This window comes from Erwinia piriflorinigrans CFBP 5888 (genome assembly GCF_001050515.1).
GTDB lineage: Bacteria > Pseudomonadota > Gammaproteobacteria > Enterobacterales > Enterobacteriaceae > Erwinia > Erwinia piriflorinigrans.
This window is the reverse complement of the sequence record NZ_CAHS01000014.1, coordinates 194,297-210,261: the sequence shown is the minus strand read 5'-3', so window position 1 is coordinate 210,261 and position 15,965 is coordinate 194,297. Positions and strand designations below refer to the sequence as shown.

The following is a 15,965-nucleotide window of genomic DNA, read 5'->3' as shown; positions in this document are numbered from 1 at the left end:
ACGCTTTGGAGAATTGATGATTAGTTTGACACGTTTATTTGTGCACCCGGTCAAATCAATGCGCGCCATGCAGGTTTCACATGCTCAGGCATTAGCCAGCGGGCTGGCGTTCGACCGCATTTTTATGCTGACCGAACCCGATGGCACGTTTATTACTGCGCGTCAGTATCCTTCTCTGGTGCTGTTAACGCCGGCGCTGGTTGTCGACGGCCTGCATCTCAGCGCCCCCGATGGCAGTAGCGTTAACGTGCGTTTTGCTGATTTCCTGGCATCCCCGTCCCCGACCGAGGTATGGGGCAATACGTTCACCGCCCTTATCGCCCCGGACAATATCAATCAGTGGTTAAGCAACTTCTTTCCGCGCCCGGTACAGCTGCGTTGGGTAGGACCAGAAATGACGCGCCGGGTAAAACGGTTCACACAGGTTCCCCTCGGGTTTGCCGATGGCTATCCTTACCTACTGGTCAACGAGTCTTCGCTACACGATGTGCAACAGCGCTGTCCGGCAGGCATCAGAATGGAGCAATTCCGTCCTAATCTGGTCGTGGGTGGCGCGCAGGCATGGGCGGAGGATAAGTGGTCATCCCTGCGGATCGGCGACGTCATTTTTGATGTCGCGAAACCCTGTAGCCGCTGCATATTGACAACGGTCAGTACGCAGCATGGGCGAAAGCATCCAGGTGGCGAACCGCTCAACACGCTACAAGGCTTTCGTCGCGCGCTGGATGGCAGCGGCGATATCGATTTCGGTCTTAATCTGCTGGCGCGGAACAGCGGCGTACTGCACGTTGGTGACGAAATAGAGGTTTTGTCCACGCACACAGCACGAGCCTATGGTGCCGGGCAGGTGAATGAGGTGCCTAAGGTGGCCCCTGATACGTTCAGCGAAGTGCAAATAAACTGGCAGGGACAGCACTTTACCGGCAACAATCAGCAGGTCCTACTTGAACAGTTGGAAATGCAGGGAATAAAAGTCCCTTACTCCTGCCGTGCAGGCGTCTGCGGCAACTGTAAGGTATCCCTGGTCAGTGGCGAGGTCAGGGCTATGAAGAAAAGCGCTCTGCGCCATGACGGAACCTTACTTAGCTGTAGCTGCATTCCGGCAAGCGATTTGGTACTGCGTTAACCATCATTTAAATCGCGTGTGCAAAATGCAAACCGTCTACTTTTTGCAAGGGCAGCAGGCGGTCGTGCATGATTTTAATCGCATCCCCCAGCAACATTTCCCGGCCAGCCACATTCAACTGTGGCTGTGCCAGCAGGCAAAGTGCGGCGCTTTCGCCAGACTCCACCACCAGCAGCATGGCCGTTTCACCGCTTGCGGAGACCTTAACGCAGACCAGTTCACCACACACCGGGGAACAGCCGGGCTGAAGACGGGTATCAAAATGCCAGCTTTTAGGCATCAGGGGTTTCAGGAAGCGCGTCGCCACCAGTGCATTCAGCACCAGTTCAGCACGCCGATCGTCGCTGAGTTCAGTTTCGCGACAGCGTTCCTCGAAGGTGAAAAACAGTGCGGCATCATCAACGCTAAAACCGCAAACGTTGAAGGCATCAGGGGTTAGCATCTTGCGCGGAAAACGAGAACGAAACAACATGCCGTCAGCAAGGTCGAGCATCATACGATCGAGTTCTGCATCAAAAAACCAATGCCATTTATCGCCTGGTTTAATCTTCATGAAAGCTTCCTGTATTCATACTTGGTTACAAACAGCCGAAAGAAGATCAGCGCTTTCAGCAAACAGAAAGCAATTTCAGCAACTCCACACGCTTTTTTATGATTAATTATGGTGTCTGTACTGGGAAATATAGACGAGCCAGCGGCGAAAATAAAGCCCCCGGCTTATTTAAACGTCAATCAGGTTAGAGGTGAGTCACAATATCCTTTACCAGAGCTGGCCCTTTGTATATAAAGCCGGAATATATTTGTACCAGCGAAGCACCTGCCGCAATTTTCTCCCGGGCTGAAATCAATGAATCAATTCCCCCAACGCCGATAATAGGGACGCGACCCTGCAATTCAGCCGACAGACGACGGATGATTTCAGTGCTGCGCGACTGAACCGGTCGACCACTTAACCCCCCCGCTTCATCGGCATACTTCAGCCCTTTAATCAGTTCTCGGTCGAGAGTGGTATTAGTGGCAATAACGCCATCAATATGATGACGCACTAAACTATCTGCCACTTGGATCAATTCTTCGTCAGAAAGGTCTGGGGCGATCTTCACGGCTATCGGCACATATTTATGATGGATTGTTTGTAAATCGTTTTGTCGGGTTTTTATCGCCGCCAGCAAATCATCCAACGCCTCACCGTATTGCAGAGATCGTAAACCTGGCGTATTCGGCGAGGATATATTGATAGTGATATAGCCTGCGTAAGGATAGATTTTATCCATGCAAACTAAATAATCCTCTTTACCCTGCTCTACCGGGGTATCTTTATTTTTGCCAATATTGATGCCGAGAATACCATCGAAATGGGCTTTCTTGACATTCTCCACCAGATTATCCACCCCGAGGTTATTAAACCCCATACGGTTGATAATTCCTTCGGCTTCCACCACACGGAACATTCTGGGCTTGTCGTTACCCGGCTGCGGACGTGGCGTGACCGTGCCTATCTCAATAAAACCAAAGCCCATTGCACCAAATGCATCGATACATTCGCCATTCTTGTCCAACCCGGCAGCCAGTCCCAACGGATTTTTAAAGGTGAGTCCCATGCAATCAACCGGCTTAGAGGGAAGCGACTGATGGATGAGCTTGATCAGTGGGGTGCCTGAAAGGCGTTTTAGCTGCTGCAAAGTCAACTCGTGTGCACGCTCCGGATCGAGCCTGAAAAGCGCCTTACGAACGAAAGGGTAATACATGGTCACTCCTGCGGTCCCGGTGGAAGTCGGGGAAGGATTATCCGGGTTTCTCCCGGCAAAGGGAAATGACCTGGCGCAAAAGCTTTTAAAAAAATATCCGTTTTGCAAAAAGATCGCGCTTCACGCCCAGCGCTATATGTGAAAAGCGGCTTACATTTGCCGAATAAATCATTTAAGCCCCCCGAAGTGCTCTGTCAGGATAACTCCCTATTAGTTCTTAAATTCAGTCAATCAATAATTTTTGGTTATAAGGAGGCGTTATGCGCGTTATTACTTTGGCAGGAAGTCCCCGCTTTCCTTCACGATCTACCGCGTTGCTTACCCTGTGCCAGCAGGCTTTGGAGAGGCGCGGCGTCGAGGTTATCCCGTGGAATTTGCATAACTTTCGTCCCGAAGACCTGCTGTATGCCCGATTCGATAGTCCCGCTTTGCAGGCATTAACGCAAGATTTGCTGTCTGCGGACGGGGTGATTATTGCCACTCCCGTCTACAAAGCGTCATTTTCCGGAGCATTAAAAACGCTGCTCGACCTGCTACCCGAGCGTGCGCTGGAACATAAGGTGGTGTTACCGCTGGCCACCGGCGGCACCGTAGCCCATATGCTGGCGGTCGATTACGCATTGAAGCCCGTGCTGAATGCACTGAAAGCGCAGGAGATTCTGCATGGCGTCTTCGCGGACGATACGCAAATTACTCACATCGCCAGCCAGCCAGAACTGTCACCGCTGTTGTCAGAACGTTTAGCAGAAGCGGTTGATACCTTGTGGCATGCCCTTGCACGCCATCGTCAGCCGTTGGCAACGGCCGTTTGATCCTGGAGCGAATATGACCTTTTTTTCAAAAGTATTAACCAGCATTTTCGTTACCGGCCTGCTGGCAGCGGGCGCCGCGAGCGCAGCATCCCAGAATGCACCGAAGCAGATCCGCATCGGCTATCAAAAAGGGTCTGTCGGCATGGTGCTGGCGAAGTCACATCATTTATTGGAACAACGCTTTCCTGATACACAAATCAAGTGGGTGGAGTTCCCTGCCGGGCCGCAGATGTTGGAGGCACTCAACGTCAACAGCATCGATCTGGGCAGTACCGGTGATATACCGCCGATTTTCGCTCAGGCTGCCGGGGCTGACCTGCTCTATGTTGGCGTCGAACCACCTAAGCCGTTATCCGAAGTGATCCTCGTACCGGAAAACAGCCCGATCAAAACTGTCGCCGAGCTGAAAGGACATAAAGTTGCACTTCAGAAAGGTTCCAGCTCCCATAATCTGTTGCTACGGGCGCTAAAGGAGGCAGGATTGAGCTTCAGCGATATCAAACCTGCTTTTCTGACGCCCGCAGATGCCCGCGCTGCTTTCCAGCACGGTGACGTTGATGCCTGGACCATCTGGGACCCGTATTACTCCGCAGCGATTCAACAGGGTGGTGCACGCATACTGAAAGACGGCAAAACATTGAACCTTGTCGGATCGTTCTACCTTGCCACCCGTTCATTTACGCAGGAAAACGGTCAGTTCCTTCAGCAGGTGCTGGATACTTTTAGCCAGGCGGATGCACTAACGCGCAGCCAGCGTGAACAGAGTGTGGAACTGCTCTCCACGGCGCTAGGGTTACCCGAAGCGGTGGTTACCAGCTATCTCAATCACCGCCCTGTTACCAACACTATCAACCTGGTGAATGAACAAACGGCCCGGGCGCAGCAGCAAACGGCTGACCTGTTTTACGCCAGTCACTTAATGCCGGTGAAGGTCGATATTTCCAGCCGTATCTGGCATGGCCCTTCATCCAATTAGTTAAGGAATATAAAAAATGAGCCTTTCCGTATTCTGGTTTCTGCCGACTCACGGCGATGGTCAGTATCTGGGCACCAATGAGGGCGCGCGTCCGGTGGATCACGGCTATCTGCAACAGATTGCCCAAGCCGCTGACCGTCTGGGATTCGGCGGTGTGTTAATTCCAACAGGCCGCTCCTGTGAAGATGCCTGGCTGGTCGCCGCATCGCTGATCCCGGTCACCCAGCGTCTGCGTTTTCTGGTGGCACTGCGCCCGGGCGTGATCTCTCCGACTCAGGCGGCACGTCAGGCGGCTACGCTGGACAGATTATCTAATGGCAGAGCCTTGTTTAACCTGGTGACCGGTGGTGATGCCGAAGAGCTGGCGGGTGATGGTGTGTTCCTCGATCATCGCGAACGCTATGCCGAATCTGCGGAATTTACCCGCGTCTGGCGGCGTGTTCTTGAAGGGGAAACGGTCGATTACGAAGGAAAACACGTGCATGTGCGCGGCGCGCGGCTGATGTTTAAACCGGTACAGCAGCCGCGTCCCCCGCTGTGGTTCGGCGGCTCTTCCGAGGTGGCACAGGATCTGGCCGCAGAGCAGGTTGATGTCTATCTGACCTGGGGAGAACCCCCCGAACAGGTGAAAGAGAAAATTGGTCAGGTGCAGGCTAAAGCGGCGGCACAGGGGCGCAAAGTGCGTTTCGGTATTCGTTTGCATGTCATCGTGCGCGAAACCAATGAGGAAGCATGGCAAGCCGCCGATCGTCTTATCTCACATCTGGACGATGAGACTATTGCTAAAGCGCAGGCGGCACTGGCACGTACCGATTCAGTCGGACAGCAGCGTATGGCCGCGCTGCATGGCGGCAAGCGCGATCGCCTGGAAATCAGTCCCAACCTGTGGGCCGGGGTTGGCCTGGTGCGCGGCGGAGCCGGCACGGCGCTGGTTGGCGATGGCCCAACGGTGGCGGCCCGCATGCAGGAATATGCCGATCTCGGCATTGAAACCTTTATTCTTTCTGGTTACCCGCATCTTGAAGAGGCGTATCGCGTTGGTGAACTGCTGTTCCCACACCTCGATCTTGCCGTGCCGGAGATGCCTAAACCGGCAGCAATTCAGGCCCACGGTGAGCACGTTGCCCACCAGTTCGCACCACAAAAAGTATCCCAGAGCTAAAGGGTATCAAATGACCAGAACCTTGACCCACATTAGAAATTCTTTGCTGCCGTGGACGCTGCCGATCGTGCTGGTGGTGGTGTGGCAGCTGGCGTCATGGTCGGGCTGGCTTTCGACACGCATTCTGCCCTCGCCCGAAGCCATTGTCGTGACTTTTTGCAAGCTATCTGCCAGCGGCGAGCTATGGCAACACCTGGCGATCAGCAGCTGGCGAGCCGTCATCGGATTCAGCATCGGCGGTTCCATTGGCCTGCTGCTCGGATTAATCACCGGAATGTCTAAGCTCGGCGAACGCCTGCTGGATACGTCAATGCAGATGCTGCGCAACATACCGCATCTGGCACTGATCCCGTTGGTTATTCTGTGGTTCGGCATCGATGAGTCTGCCAAGATTTTTCTGGTGGCGCTCGGTACGTTATTTCCGGTCTATATCAATACATGGCACGGCATCCGCAATATTGATCGTGGGCTGATAGAGATGGCGCGCAGTTACGGTTTGTCCGGCTGGAGCCTGTTTATTCAGGTGGTGCTGCCGGGTGCTCTGCCCTCCATTATGGTCGGCGTGCGCTTTGCGCTCGGCCTGATGTGGCTAACGCTTATCGTGGCTGAAACCATTTCTGCCAATTCAGGCATCGGCTATCTGGCGATGAATGCCCGTGAATTCTTGCAAACGGATGTGGTGGTGGTGGCCATTATTCTTTATGCCCTGCTGGGTAAACTGGCTGACGTTAGCGCACTGCTGCTGGAACGCGTCTGGCTACGCTGGCATCCGGCGTATCAACTGAAAGAGGAAACCCCATGAGCGAATTAACCGCCCCTCCGGCACGTCTTAATGCCGGTACGCCATTAGTCATCAAGGGTATCAGCAAGCAGTACCACGGACGTACAGTACTGAATACGCTTGATCTGCATATCCCATCCGGCCAGTTTGTTGCCGTGGTGGGGCGCAGCGGCTGCGGCAAAAGTACCCTGCTACGCCTGTTGGCCGGGTTGGAAAAAACCAGCAGCGGTGAACTGCTGGCCGGCTCGGCTCCACTAAGCAACGTGCGCGAAGATATCCGCCTTATGTTTCAGGATGCGCGCCTGCTGCCGTGGAAAAGCGTTATTGATAATGTTGGCCTCGGACTGAAAGGCAAAAGCTGGAAAGATGACGCCCTTGCGGCGCTTGAGGCCGTTGGCCTGGCCGACAGGGCCTCTGACTGGCCTGCTGCCCTGTCCGGCGGCCAGAAACAGCGTGTTGCGCTGGCACGGGCGTTAATCCATCGTCCCGGCCTGCTGCTGCTGGATGAACCGCTGGGCGCCCTGGATGCACTGACCCGCATTGAGATGCAGGATCTGATTGAAACTCTGTGGCAACAGCACCATTTTACCGTGCTATTGGTGACGCATGACGTCAGTGAGGCGGTGGCACTGGCCGATCGGGTACTGCTGATTGAGGAAGGGGATATTGGTCTGGATCTGTCAGTCGACCTGCCACGCCCGCGCCGTAAAGGATCGGTCAGACTGGCAGAACTGGAAGCTGAAGTATTAGATCGCGTGATGAAGCGCACTCCTCCCGCGAGCGAAAAGCGTTACGCACAGCGCTAACGGCTCAGATAAGAAAATGGACGACCTCTGTCGCCCATTTTCTTTTCAATATTTCAATCAGGCACTCAATGCCTTACTGATTTTCTCAAACAGATCGCCCGATAGCTTATCCAGACCTTTCAACTGTTCAAGGGCCTGGCGCATCAGCTCCTGGCGGGTTTCGTCATAACGTTTAAGCCGAATCAATGGCTCTATCATTCTGGCCGCTACCTGCGGGTTACGCGTATTCAGATCGGTGAGGATCTCGACCAGCAGCTGATAGCCACTCCCGTCGATAGCATGGAACGCGCCCGGGTTCAGCTGCGCAAAGGCACCGATCAGCGAACGAACGCGGTTCGGGTTACTCAGAGTAAAGGAGCGGTGATGCAGCAGCGCCCGCACCTGCGTGACGACATCTTTCGCCGGGCTACTGGCCTGTAAGGCAAACCATTTATCCATCACTAAACCATCATGATGCCAGCGGTTGTCGAACTCCTTCAGCAGTCCGGCACGGCACGGCAGCTGCGCCGACACCGCCGCTGATAACGCGGCAACGGTATCCGTCATGTTATTGGCATTGTGGTATTGCGCGTTGACCAGCTTATCCGCAAGTTCCCTGTCACCGAAAGCCAGATAGCTCAGGCAAACATTTTTTAGCGCACGCTTACCGATATCCGCATGTTCAATACGATAGTCCGCCGTCAGACTGGCGTGATATACCGCCAGTAGCTCATCGGCCAGCTCATTGGCAAGCGTGCGCACCAGCGCCTCACGTACCACAGAAATCGCCTGCGGGTCGATAGTGTCGAACAGCTCGGCTATCTCATTTTCTGTCGGCAGCGTCAGGATCAGGGCCATCAGGGCCGCATCGCCCCCCTCTTCCAGCAGCACGGCGCGGAAAGCATCGGCGACATGCAGCGGAAGCGACAGCGGCTGTCCCTGCTGGTGGCGGGAAACATTTAACCTGATGTAGTTAGCCATCAGGCTCTGCGCCGCGTCCCAACGCGCAAAATCATTACGCGCATGGCGCATCAGGAAAGTCAGCTGGGCATCGCTCCAGGGATAATCGAGCTTCACCGGCGCGGAAAACTCACGCAGCAATGAAGGAACCGGCTGGAAATAGACGTTATCAAAGACAAAGGTCTGGAACCCTTCAGTGACATTCAGGACATGATGTACCGGGTGACCGTTGTGCTGTAATGGGATCACTTTACCTTCGCCATCGTACAGCTCAATATCCAGCGGAATATGCAACGGCAGCTTCTCTTTTTGATCGGCAGTCGGTGGCGTCATCTGGGTCACGTGCAGCGTGTATTGCTCCAGTTCCGGGTTGTAGTCGTCGCGGATTGACAGCACTGGCGTGCCCGACTGGCTGTACCAAAGACGGAACTGTGACAGATCGACGTTGGATGCATCTTCCATCGCCTGAACAAAATCATCACAGGTGGCGGCGCTGCCGTCGTGGCGTTCAAAATAGAGCTGGATCCCTTTCTGAAAATGCTCTTCGCCCAGCAGGGTATGCATCATACGGATCACTTCTGAACCCTTTTCATACACCGTCAGGGTATAGAAGTTGTTCATTTCGATCACCTGCTCCGGGCGGATAGGGTGCGCCATCGGGCTGGCATCTTCGGCAAACTGCGAACCGCGCATCACACGCACGTTATCAATACGGTTTACCGCACGGGAACCGAGGTCGGAGCTGAACTCCTGATCGCGGAACACCGTCAGACCTTCTTTCAGGCTAAGCTGGAACCAGTCGCGACAGGTGACGCGGTTACCCGTCCAGTTATGGAAGTATTCATGACCGATCACCGCCTCAATGCCGAGGTAATCTTTGTCGGTAGCGGTTTCAGCTTTCGCCAGCACATATTTGGAGTTAAAGACATTTAGCCCTTTGTTCTCCATCGCGCCCATATTAAAGAAGTCGACTGCAACGATCATAAAGATGTCGAGGTCATATTCCAGCCCGAAGCGTTCTTCATCCCACTTCATGCTGTTCTTCAGCGAGGTCATTGCCCATTCTGCGCGATCGAGGTTGCCGCGATCGACGAAAATTTCCAACGCCACGTCGCGCCCTGAACGGGTGATAAAGCTGTCGCGCAAGACATCAAAATCACCCGCTACCACCGCGAACAGGTAACAGGGTTTTGGGAAGGGATCGTGCCACTTCACCCAGTGACGTCCATCTTCAAGCTCGCCACCGTCCATGCGGTTGCCGTTGGAGAGCAGATAAGGATAAGGAGCCCGGGCAGCGATAATGGTGGTGGTAAAGCGCGCCAGCACGTCAGGACGGTCGAGATACCAGGTGATATGACGGAAACCTTCCGCTTCGCACTGGGTGCATAGCGCTTCGCCAGACTTGTACAACCCTTCCAGGGCAGTATTCTTGTCTGGATGGATATTATTAACAATCTTCAGGGTGAAGGTCTCGGGCAGCTGTTGCAGCACCAGATTGCCCTCCTCCAGGTGGTAATGCGGCCATGCGCAATCGTCAACATGCAGCGATACCAGGGTCAAATCTTCACCATTAAGACGCAGCTCGACGCCGCTGGCACCCAGACGTTTAATCTGGCTGACCGCCGTCACTTGGGTGGTGCCGGCATCAAGGTTAAAAGTCAGATCGATATCGGTAATCGTATAATCAGGCGCCCGGTAATCATGGCGGTTTTTAGCTTGCGGCAGTTGCGTCATAAGTCCTTCTCACGTCAGTAATAAGTTAACCTGTAAAGTCTATTCCTGTTATCGCCATGTTGCCACGTTCAATCACGTGCAATCGCGGCGATGGTGGAAAAATGCGCGATGCACCTATGCAAACTCGGCGATCCTGCTTATGCAGACCGCTCTAATTTTGTTGCGCTCAGGTTCACTAAATGCATATTCGGGTTATACTCCTGCGACTTTACTTTATTTGAACCAGGGATAACGCTCTTCGCCAGAGGATGCTGAAACGCGCCATGACACGACACGCTGCCCCGATTTTGACAACGCTTCTCGATACCGATGCCTACAAACTTCATATGCAGCAGGCTGTCTTTCATCGTTATTATGATGTTACGGTCACGGCTGAGTTCCGCTGCCGGGGTGACGATATGCTCGGCATCTACGCGGATGAGTTAGTCCAACAGATCGCGAATATGGCCTCGCTGACGCTGACCGATAACGAGTTTGCTTATCTTTCCAGCCTGCCGTTTTTCAAAGCCGACTATCTGAACTGGTTACGAAATTTCCGCTACGATCCTGACCAGGTTAAGGTACAAAACCTTCAGGGAAAACTGGATATCCGCATCAGTGGCCCCTGGCGCGAAGTGATTATGTGGGAAGTGCCGCTGCTGGCACTCATTAGCGAAGTGGTTCATCGCCACCGCTCACCACAGGTCACCCCGGAGCTGGCCGTCAGCCAGTTAAGAAGTAAACTGGAGCAGTTTAAACAGCTCACATCTGACCTGGATATGTCACGTTTTCGCCTGATGGATTTTGGCACCCGCCGCCGTTTCTCACACGATGTGCAGCTGGCCGTGGTCAGCACGCTGAAGCAGGATTTTCCCTGGCTGGTCGGTTCCAGTAATTACGATATCGCGCATCGATTAAATATCGCCCCGGTGGGCACACAGGCGCATGAGTGGTTTCAGGCGCATCAGCAAATCAGCCCAACGCTGGAGGATTGCCAGCGGGCAGCGCTCCAGGCATGGCTGGATGAATACCCTGACCGGCTGGGTATCGCCCTTACCGACTGTATTACCATGGATGCTTTCCTGCGCGATTTTGGCAATGAGTTCGCCAATGCTTACCAGGGGCTACGCCATGATTCTGGCGATCCTTTCGAATGGGGTGAAAAGGCCATTGCCCATTATCAGCAGTTGGGCATTGACCCACTGAGCAAAACGCTGGTGTTTTCTGACAATTTGGACCTGGATAAAGCCGTTGCGCTATATCGCCGCTTTGAGCAGCGCATCAATGTTATCTTTGGCATTGGTACGCGTCTAAGCTGCGATATACCACAGGTCAAGCCGTTGAATATCGTCATAAAACTGGTTGAGTGCAACGGCAAACCGGTCGCCAAACTCTCGGACAGCCCCGGAAAAACCATTTGTCACGACAAAGCCTTCGTGCGCGCCCTGCGCAAGGCGTTCGATCTCCCACTGGTTAAAAAGGCCAGCTAGGAGTGCACCAGGGGGCAGATCACGTCTCGCCCCCTGACGATACCTTGCCGAATAAATCTTCCCTTCCTCCGAATTTCTCTTGTTTCTCATTCGCTGACAAGTAACATAGCGATACCCTAAATTTGGGGTATTCCATTCCGATTCAGATTAATAGTGAGAGACTGATATGAGCGTTGTGCCTGTAGCGGATGTACTGCACGGCCGGGTCACGGTAGACAGTGAAGTCACCGTACGTGGCTGGGTGCGTACCCGAAGAGATTCAAAAGCCGGTATTTCCTTCATCGCCGTTTATGACGGTTCCTGCTTTAATCCGGTTCAGGCTGTCGTCAATAATTCTCTGAATAATTATCAGGATGAAATATTACGCCTGACCACCGGCTGCTCGGTTGTCATTACGGGGAAAGTGGTTGAGTCACCGGGCGAGGGTCAAAGTTTTGAAATTCAGGCGACTCACGTCGAGGTGGTCGGTTGGGTCGACGACCCGGATACTTACCCAATGGCGGCGAAGCGCCACAGCATCGAATACCTGCGTGAAGTTGCCCACCTGCGTCCGCGCACTAACCTGATTGGCGCAGTAGCGCGCGTTCGCCATACCCTGGCACAGGCGCTGCATCGCTTCTTTGACGAGCAGGGTTTCTTCTGGGTGTCCACTCCGCTGATCACCGCTTCTGACACGGAAGGTGCGGGGGAAATGTTCCGCGTTTCCACGCTGGATATGGAAAACCTGCCGCGTACGCCGGAAGGCAAAGTCAATTACGATGAAGACTTCTTCGGCAAGGAAGCGTTTCTGACCGTATCTGGTCAGCTAAACGGCGAAACTTACGCCAGCGCCATTTCGAAAATCTATACCTTCGGCCCGACCTTCCGCGCTGAAAACTCGCACACCAGCCGACATCTGGCAGAGTTCTGGATGCTGGAGCCGGAAATCGCCTTCGCCGATCTGGAAGACAACGCGGCTCTGGCAGAAGCCATGCTGAAGTACGTCTTCAAAGCGGTTCTTAACGAACGGGCTGATGATATGGCTTTCTTCGCGGAACGCGTAGACAAAGATGCGGTTTCCCGCCTGGAGCGTTTTGTGACAACTGATTTCGCCCAGGTGGATTACACCGAAGCTGTCGAGATCCTGCTCGCATCCGGCCAGAAGTTTGAGAATCCGGTTTCATGGGGTATCGATCTCTCCTCTGAACACGAGCGCTACCTGGCGGAAAAACACTTCAAGGCTCCGGTAGTGGTTAAAAACTACCCGAAAGATATCAAAGCATTTTATATGCGCCTGAACGACGACGGCAAAACCGTCGCCGCCATGGACGTGCTGGCACCGGGGATTGGAGAAATCATCGGCGGCTCCCAACGCGAAGAACGTCTTGAGGTGTTAGATGCACGTCTGGAAGAAATGGGGCTGAATAAAGAAGATTATTGGTGGTATCGCGATCTACGCCGTTACGGCACCGTACCCCATTCAGGGTTTGGGCTAGGTTTCGAGCGATTAATCGCTTATGTCACCGGCGTACAAAATGTAAGAGATGTTATCGCCTTCCCACGTACTCCACGTAACGCGACATTCTGATTTCTGCATTAAATATAAGAAATTCATATATATACTAAGGCCAGCCTCGCTGGCCTTTTTTTATTTTTGTAAATTTAGAGATGACTCACAAAGTTCCGCAACTATTACATTTTGAAATACATTTTTTCTAATTGTTACCAGAATAGGAGGTTAGTAGCATTTTCGGGCTAGATTAACCGGGCTACGAATGGAAAGATGCCTTCAGACACAGGAAGACACCAAACTCTCTTCATGGTTCTGTAAAGAATTGTTGTTGGCAGTGGCAGGTGTTCAAATAACTCCAATGAGGGTAATAAATAATGATGAAGCGCAACATTCTTGCAGTAGTGATCCCAGCTCTGTTGGCAGCGGGTGCCGCTAACGCTGCAGAAATCTATAACAAAGATGGCAACAAACTGGACCTGTACGGTAAAGTTGATGCGCGTCACCAATTTTCTGATTTCAACGACGAAGATGGCGATGAATCTTACGTTCGTTTCGGTTTCAAAGGTGAAACTCAGATCACCGACCAGCTGACCGGTTATGGTCAGTGGGAATATAACGTTCAGGCAAACGTCTCAGAAGCAGAAGGCACATCAGGTTCTAAAACCCGTGTTGGCTTCGCTGGCCTGAAATTTGCTGATTACGGCGCATTCGACTACGGCCGTAACTACGGCGTGGGCTATGACCCACTGGCATGGACCGATATCCTGCCGGTATTCGGTGGTGATTCTGGTTACTCAGATAACGGCATGGTGGGTCGTTCTAACGGTCTGGCTACCTACCGTAACAGCAACTTCTTTGGCCTGGTTGATGGTCTGGACTTCGCTCTGCAATATCAGGGTAAAAACGAAGAGAGCGCAACCGGTCGTCAAATCAAGAAAGCCAATGGCGATGGCTGGGGCAGCTCGGTTACCTATACCACCCCGGTTGGCGTAGCGGTTTCTGCTGCTTACACCAAATCTGACCGCACCAACGGTCAGCAGAAAGCCTACTTCGCAAACGGCAGCAAAACGGCTGAAACCTGGTCTACTGCGGTTAAGTATGATGCCAACAATGTCTATCTGGCGGCGATGTACGGTGAAACCCGTAACAACACCTATATTGATACGGGCAAGGTTGACGGCGTTCAGATAGACGGCATGGTGAACAAAGAGCAGAAATTCGAAGCGGTAGCGCAGTATCAGTTCGACTTCGGCCTGCGTCCATCCCTGGCTTACGTACAGTCTGTCGGTAAGAAGATTGAAAACTTTGGCAAACAGGATCTGTATAAGTACATCGACGTAGCCACCTACTACTACTTCAACAAAAATATGTCCACCTACGTTGACTATAAAATTAACCTGCTGGATGAAAACGACTTCACCCGCGCTACCGGTACTTCTACCGACAACACCGTTGGTGTTGGCCTGGTTTACCAGTTCTAATTGCCACCGTGACGCAGTAAAACTGCGGCATAATGTGCATTATCAAACGGGGCTTCGGCCCCGTTTTTTATTGGCTTGCATTTTAAGATTTTGGTTACTGCCACCCGAAATTTTTTTCATATTCGGTCTTCAGACCTGACCTTTTTTTGACGCAAACGGTTGGTAATTTATCCATTATGGCGGTAACCTGAGCCAACACTTCGCTTTATTTTAAGCTAACGGACTCCAATTATGTTTGAACGTATTGCAGCTGCACCCGCCGACCCCATCCTTGGCTTAGCCGATCTATTCCGCGCGGATGAACGTTTGGATAAGATCAACCTCGGTATTGGCGTGTACAAAGATGAAACCGGCAAAACGCCGGTACTCGCCAGCGTAAAAAAAGCCGAGCTGTATCTGCTGGAAAACGAAATAACAAAAAATTATCTGAGCATTGACGGGATCGCCGATTTTGCGCGTTGTACCCAGGAACTGCTGTTTGGTGCCGATAGCAAACTCATCGACAGCCGACGTGCGCGTACCGCTCAAACGCCTGGCGGCACTGGCGCACTGCGTGTTGCAGCCGACTTTATCGCTACACAGACCAGCGCAAAACGCGTCTGGGTGAGTAATCCAAGCTGGCCAAATCATCAGAACGTGTTTGCTGCCGCCGGGCTGGAAGTCTGTGAATACGATTATTACGATGCTGCCAGCCACGATCTGGATTTCAATGGGATGCTGGGCAGCCTGAATGCTGCCCAAGCCGGTGATATTGTCCTGTTCCACGGCTGTTGCCATAACCCGACCGGCATTGATCCTACTGCTGAACAGTGGGCGCAGCTGGCAGAACTGTCACTGGCTAAGGGATGGCTGCCGCTGTTTGACTTTGCCTATCAGGGGTTTGCCCGAGGCCTTGAACAAGATGCTGAAGGCCTGCGTATCTTCGCAGCCAGCCACAAGGAACTGATCGTATGCAGCTCATACTCGAAAAACTTTGGCCTTTATAATGAGCGTGTCGGCGCATTTACCCTGGTTGCCAGCGATGCTGCCGTGGCCGATACTGCCTTCAGTCAGGTAAAAGCGACCATCCGTGCTAACTACTCTAATCCACCCGCGCACGGTGCCGCCGTGGTTGGTACTATCCTGAGCAACAGCACGCTGCGTGCAGAGTGGGAGCAGGAGCTAACCAGCATGCGCGAACGTATTCAGTGCATGCGCCAGCTTTTTGTCAAAACGCTGAAAGAGAAAGGGGCAAAGGGTGACTTCAGCTTTATTATTGCGCAAAACGGTATGTTTTCGTTCAGCGGCCTGACGAAAGATCAGGTGGTTCGCCTGCGCGATGAGTTTGGCGTCTATGCGGTAAACTCCGGTCGCGTTAACGTGGCGGGAATGACCGAGGATAATATGGCTCAGCTATGTGAAGCGATTGTCGCAGTGCTGTAATCTGATAAGCGGCACGA

Annotated in this window: 13 protein-coding genes; 10 read left to right on the top strand and 3 right to left on the bottom strand. The window is 53.0% G+C overall.

Features of this window, described 5'->3' with window-relative positions:
* Positions 1-16 precede the first annotated feature (16 nt).
* Positions 17-1,126: a YcbX family protein gene (locus EPIR_RS07065; RefSeq protein ID WP_023654646.1), complete on the top strand. Its 1,110-nt coding sequence runs from the start codon at positions 17-19 to the stop codon at positions 1,124-1,126.
* Between the two features lie 7 nt (positions 1,127-1,133).
* Here EPIR_RS07065 and EPIR_RS07060 read toward each other — a convergent pair whose 3' ends face one another.
* Both EPIR_RS07060 and pyrD read right to left on the bottom strand, forming a co-directional pair.
* A complete protein-coding gene (locus tag EPIR_RS07060) occupies positions 1,134-1,679 on the bottom strand; it encodes a cell division protein ZapC (protein ID WP_023654645.1) in 546 nt (181 codons plus the stop codon).
* 184 nt (positions 1,680-1,863) lie between these two features.
* The gene (pyrD, locus tag EPIR_RS07055) at positions 1,864-2,874 is read right to left on the bottom strand and encodes a quinone-dependent dihydroorotate dehydrogenase (RefSeq protein WP_023654644.1); all 1,011 of its coding nucleotides are present in this window, start codon (positions 2,872-2,874) and stop codon (positions 1,864-1,866) included.
* 260 nt (positions 2,875-3,134) lie between these two features.
* Between pyrD and ssuE the strand changes: the two genes are divergently transcribed.
* From ssuE to ssuB, 5 genes are read left to right on the top strand one after another with little or no spacing between them, the layout of a single operon-like run.
* A complete protein-coding gene (ssuE, locus tag EPIR_RS07050) occupies positions 3,135-3,686 on the top strand; it encodes an NADPH-dependent FMN reductase (protein ID WP_023654642.1) in 552 nt (183 codons plus the stop codon).
* Between the two features lie 13 nt (positions 3,687-3,699).
* Complete coding sequence (locus tag EPIR_RS07045) at positions 3,700-4,662, top strand: sulfonate ABC transporter substrate-binding protein (protein WP_023654641.1); 963 nt, start codon at positions 3,700-3,702, stop codon at positions 4,660-4,662.
* Between the two features lie 16 nt (positions 4,663-4,678).
* The gene (gene ssuD, locus EPIR_RS07040; protein WP_023654640.1) at positions 4,679-5,824 is read left to right on the top strand and encodes an FMNH2-dependent alkanesulfonate monooxygenase; all 1,146 of its coding nucleotides are present in this window, start codon (positions 4,679-4,681) and stop codon (positions 5,822-5,824) included.
* Positions 5,825-5,834: 10 nt separating this feature from the next.
* Positions 5,835-6,626: an aliphatic sulfonate ABC transporter permease SsuC gene (gene ssuC / locus EPIR_RS07035; RefSeq protein WP_023654639.1), complete on the top strand. Its 792-nt coding sequence runs from the start codon at positions 5,835-5,837 to the stop codon at positions 6,624-6,626.
* On the top strand, positions 6,623-7,411 hold the full coding sequence (gene ssuB / locus EPIR_RS07030) for an aliphatic sulfonates ABC transporter ATP-binding protein (RefSeq protein WP_023654638.1): 789 nt from the start codon (positions 6,623-6,625) through the stop codon (positions 7,409-7,411). Before ssuC ends, ssuB begins: the two co-directional genes overlap by 4 nt.
* Before the next feature lie 57 nt (positions 7,412-7,468).
* On the opposite strand, the gene pepN is transcribed toward ssuB, so the two are convergent.
* Positions 7,469-10,084 carry an aminopeptidase N gene (pepN, locus tag EPIR_RS07025; protein WP_023654637.1) on the bottom strand — a complete coding sequence of 872 codons (2,616 nt, stop codon included), beginning with the start codon at positions 10,082-10,084 and terminating at the stop codon, positions 7,469-7,471.
* Between the two features lie 263 nt (positions 10,085-10,347).
* Between pepN and pncB the strand changes: the two genes are divergently transcribed.
* From pncB to EPIR_RS07005, 4 genes are all read left to right on the top strand, one after another.
* Positions 10,348-11,553, top strand: a complete 1,206-nt coding sequence (gene pncB, locus EPIR_RS07020) for a nicotinate phosphoribosyltransferase (protein WP_048697174.1) — start codon at positions 10,348-10,350, stop codon at positions 11,551-11,553.
* Positions 11,554-11,719: 166 nt separating this feature from the next.
* Complete coding sequence (asnS, locus tag EPIR_RS07015) at positions 11,720-13,120, top strand: asparagine--tRNA ligase (RefSeq protein ID WP_023654635.1); 1,401 nt, start codon at positions 11,720-11,722, stop codon at positions 13,118-13,120.
* Positions 13,121-13,419: 299 nt separating this feature from the next.
* Entirely contained in the window at positions 13,420-14,526 is a 1,107-nt protein-coding gene (gene ompC, locus EPIR_RS07010) for a porin OmpC (RefSeq protein ID WP_023654634.1), read from the top strand.
* Positions 14,527-14,757: 231 nt separating this feature from the next.
* On the top strand, positions 14,758-15,948 hold the full coding sequence (locus EPIR_RS07005) for an amino acid aminotransferase (RefSeq protein ID WP_023654631.1): 1,191 nt from the start codon (positions 14,758-14,760) through the stop codon (positions 15,946-15,948).
* The last annotated feature ends 17 nt before the right edge of the window (positions 15,949-15,965 follow it).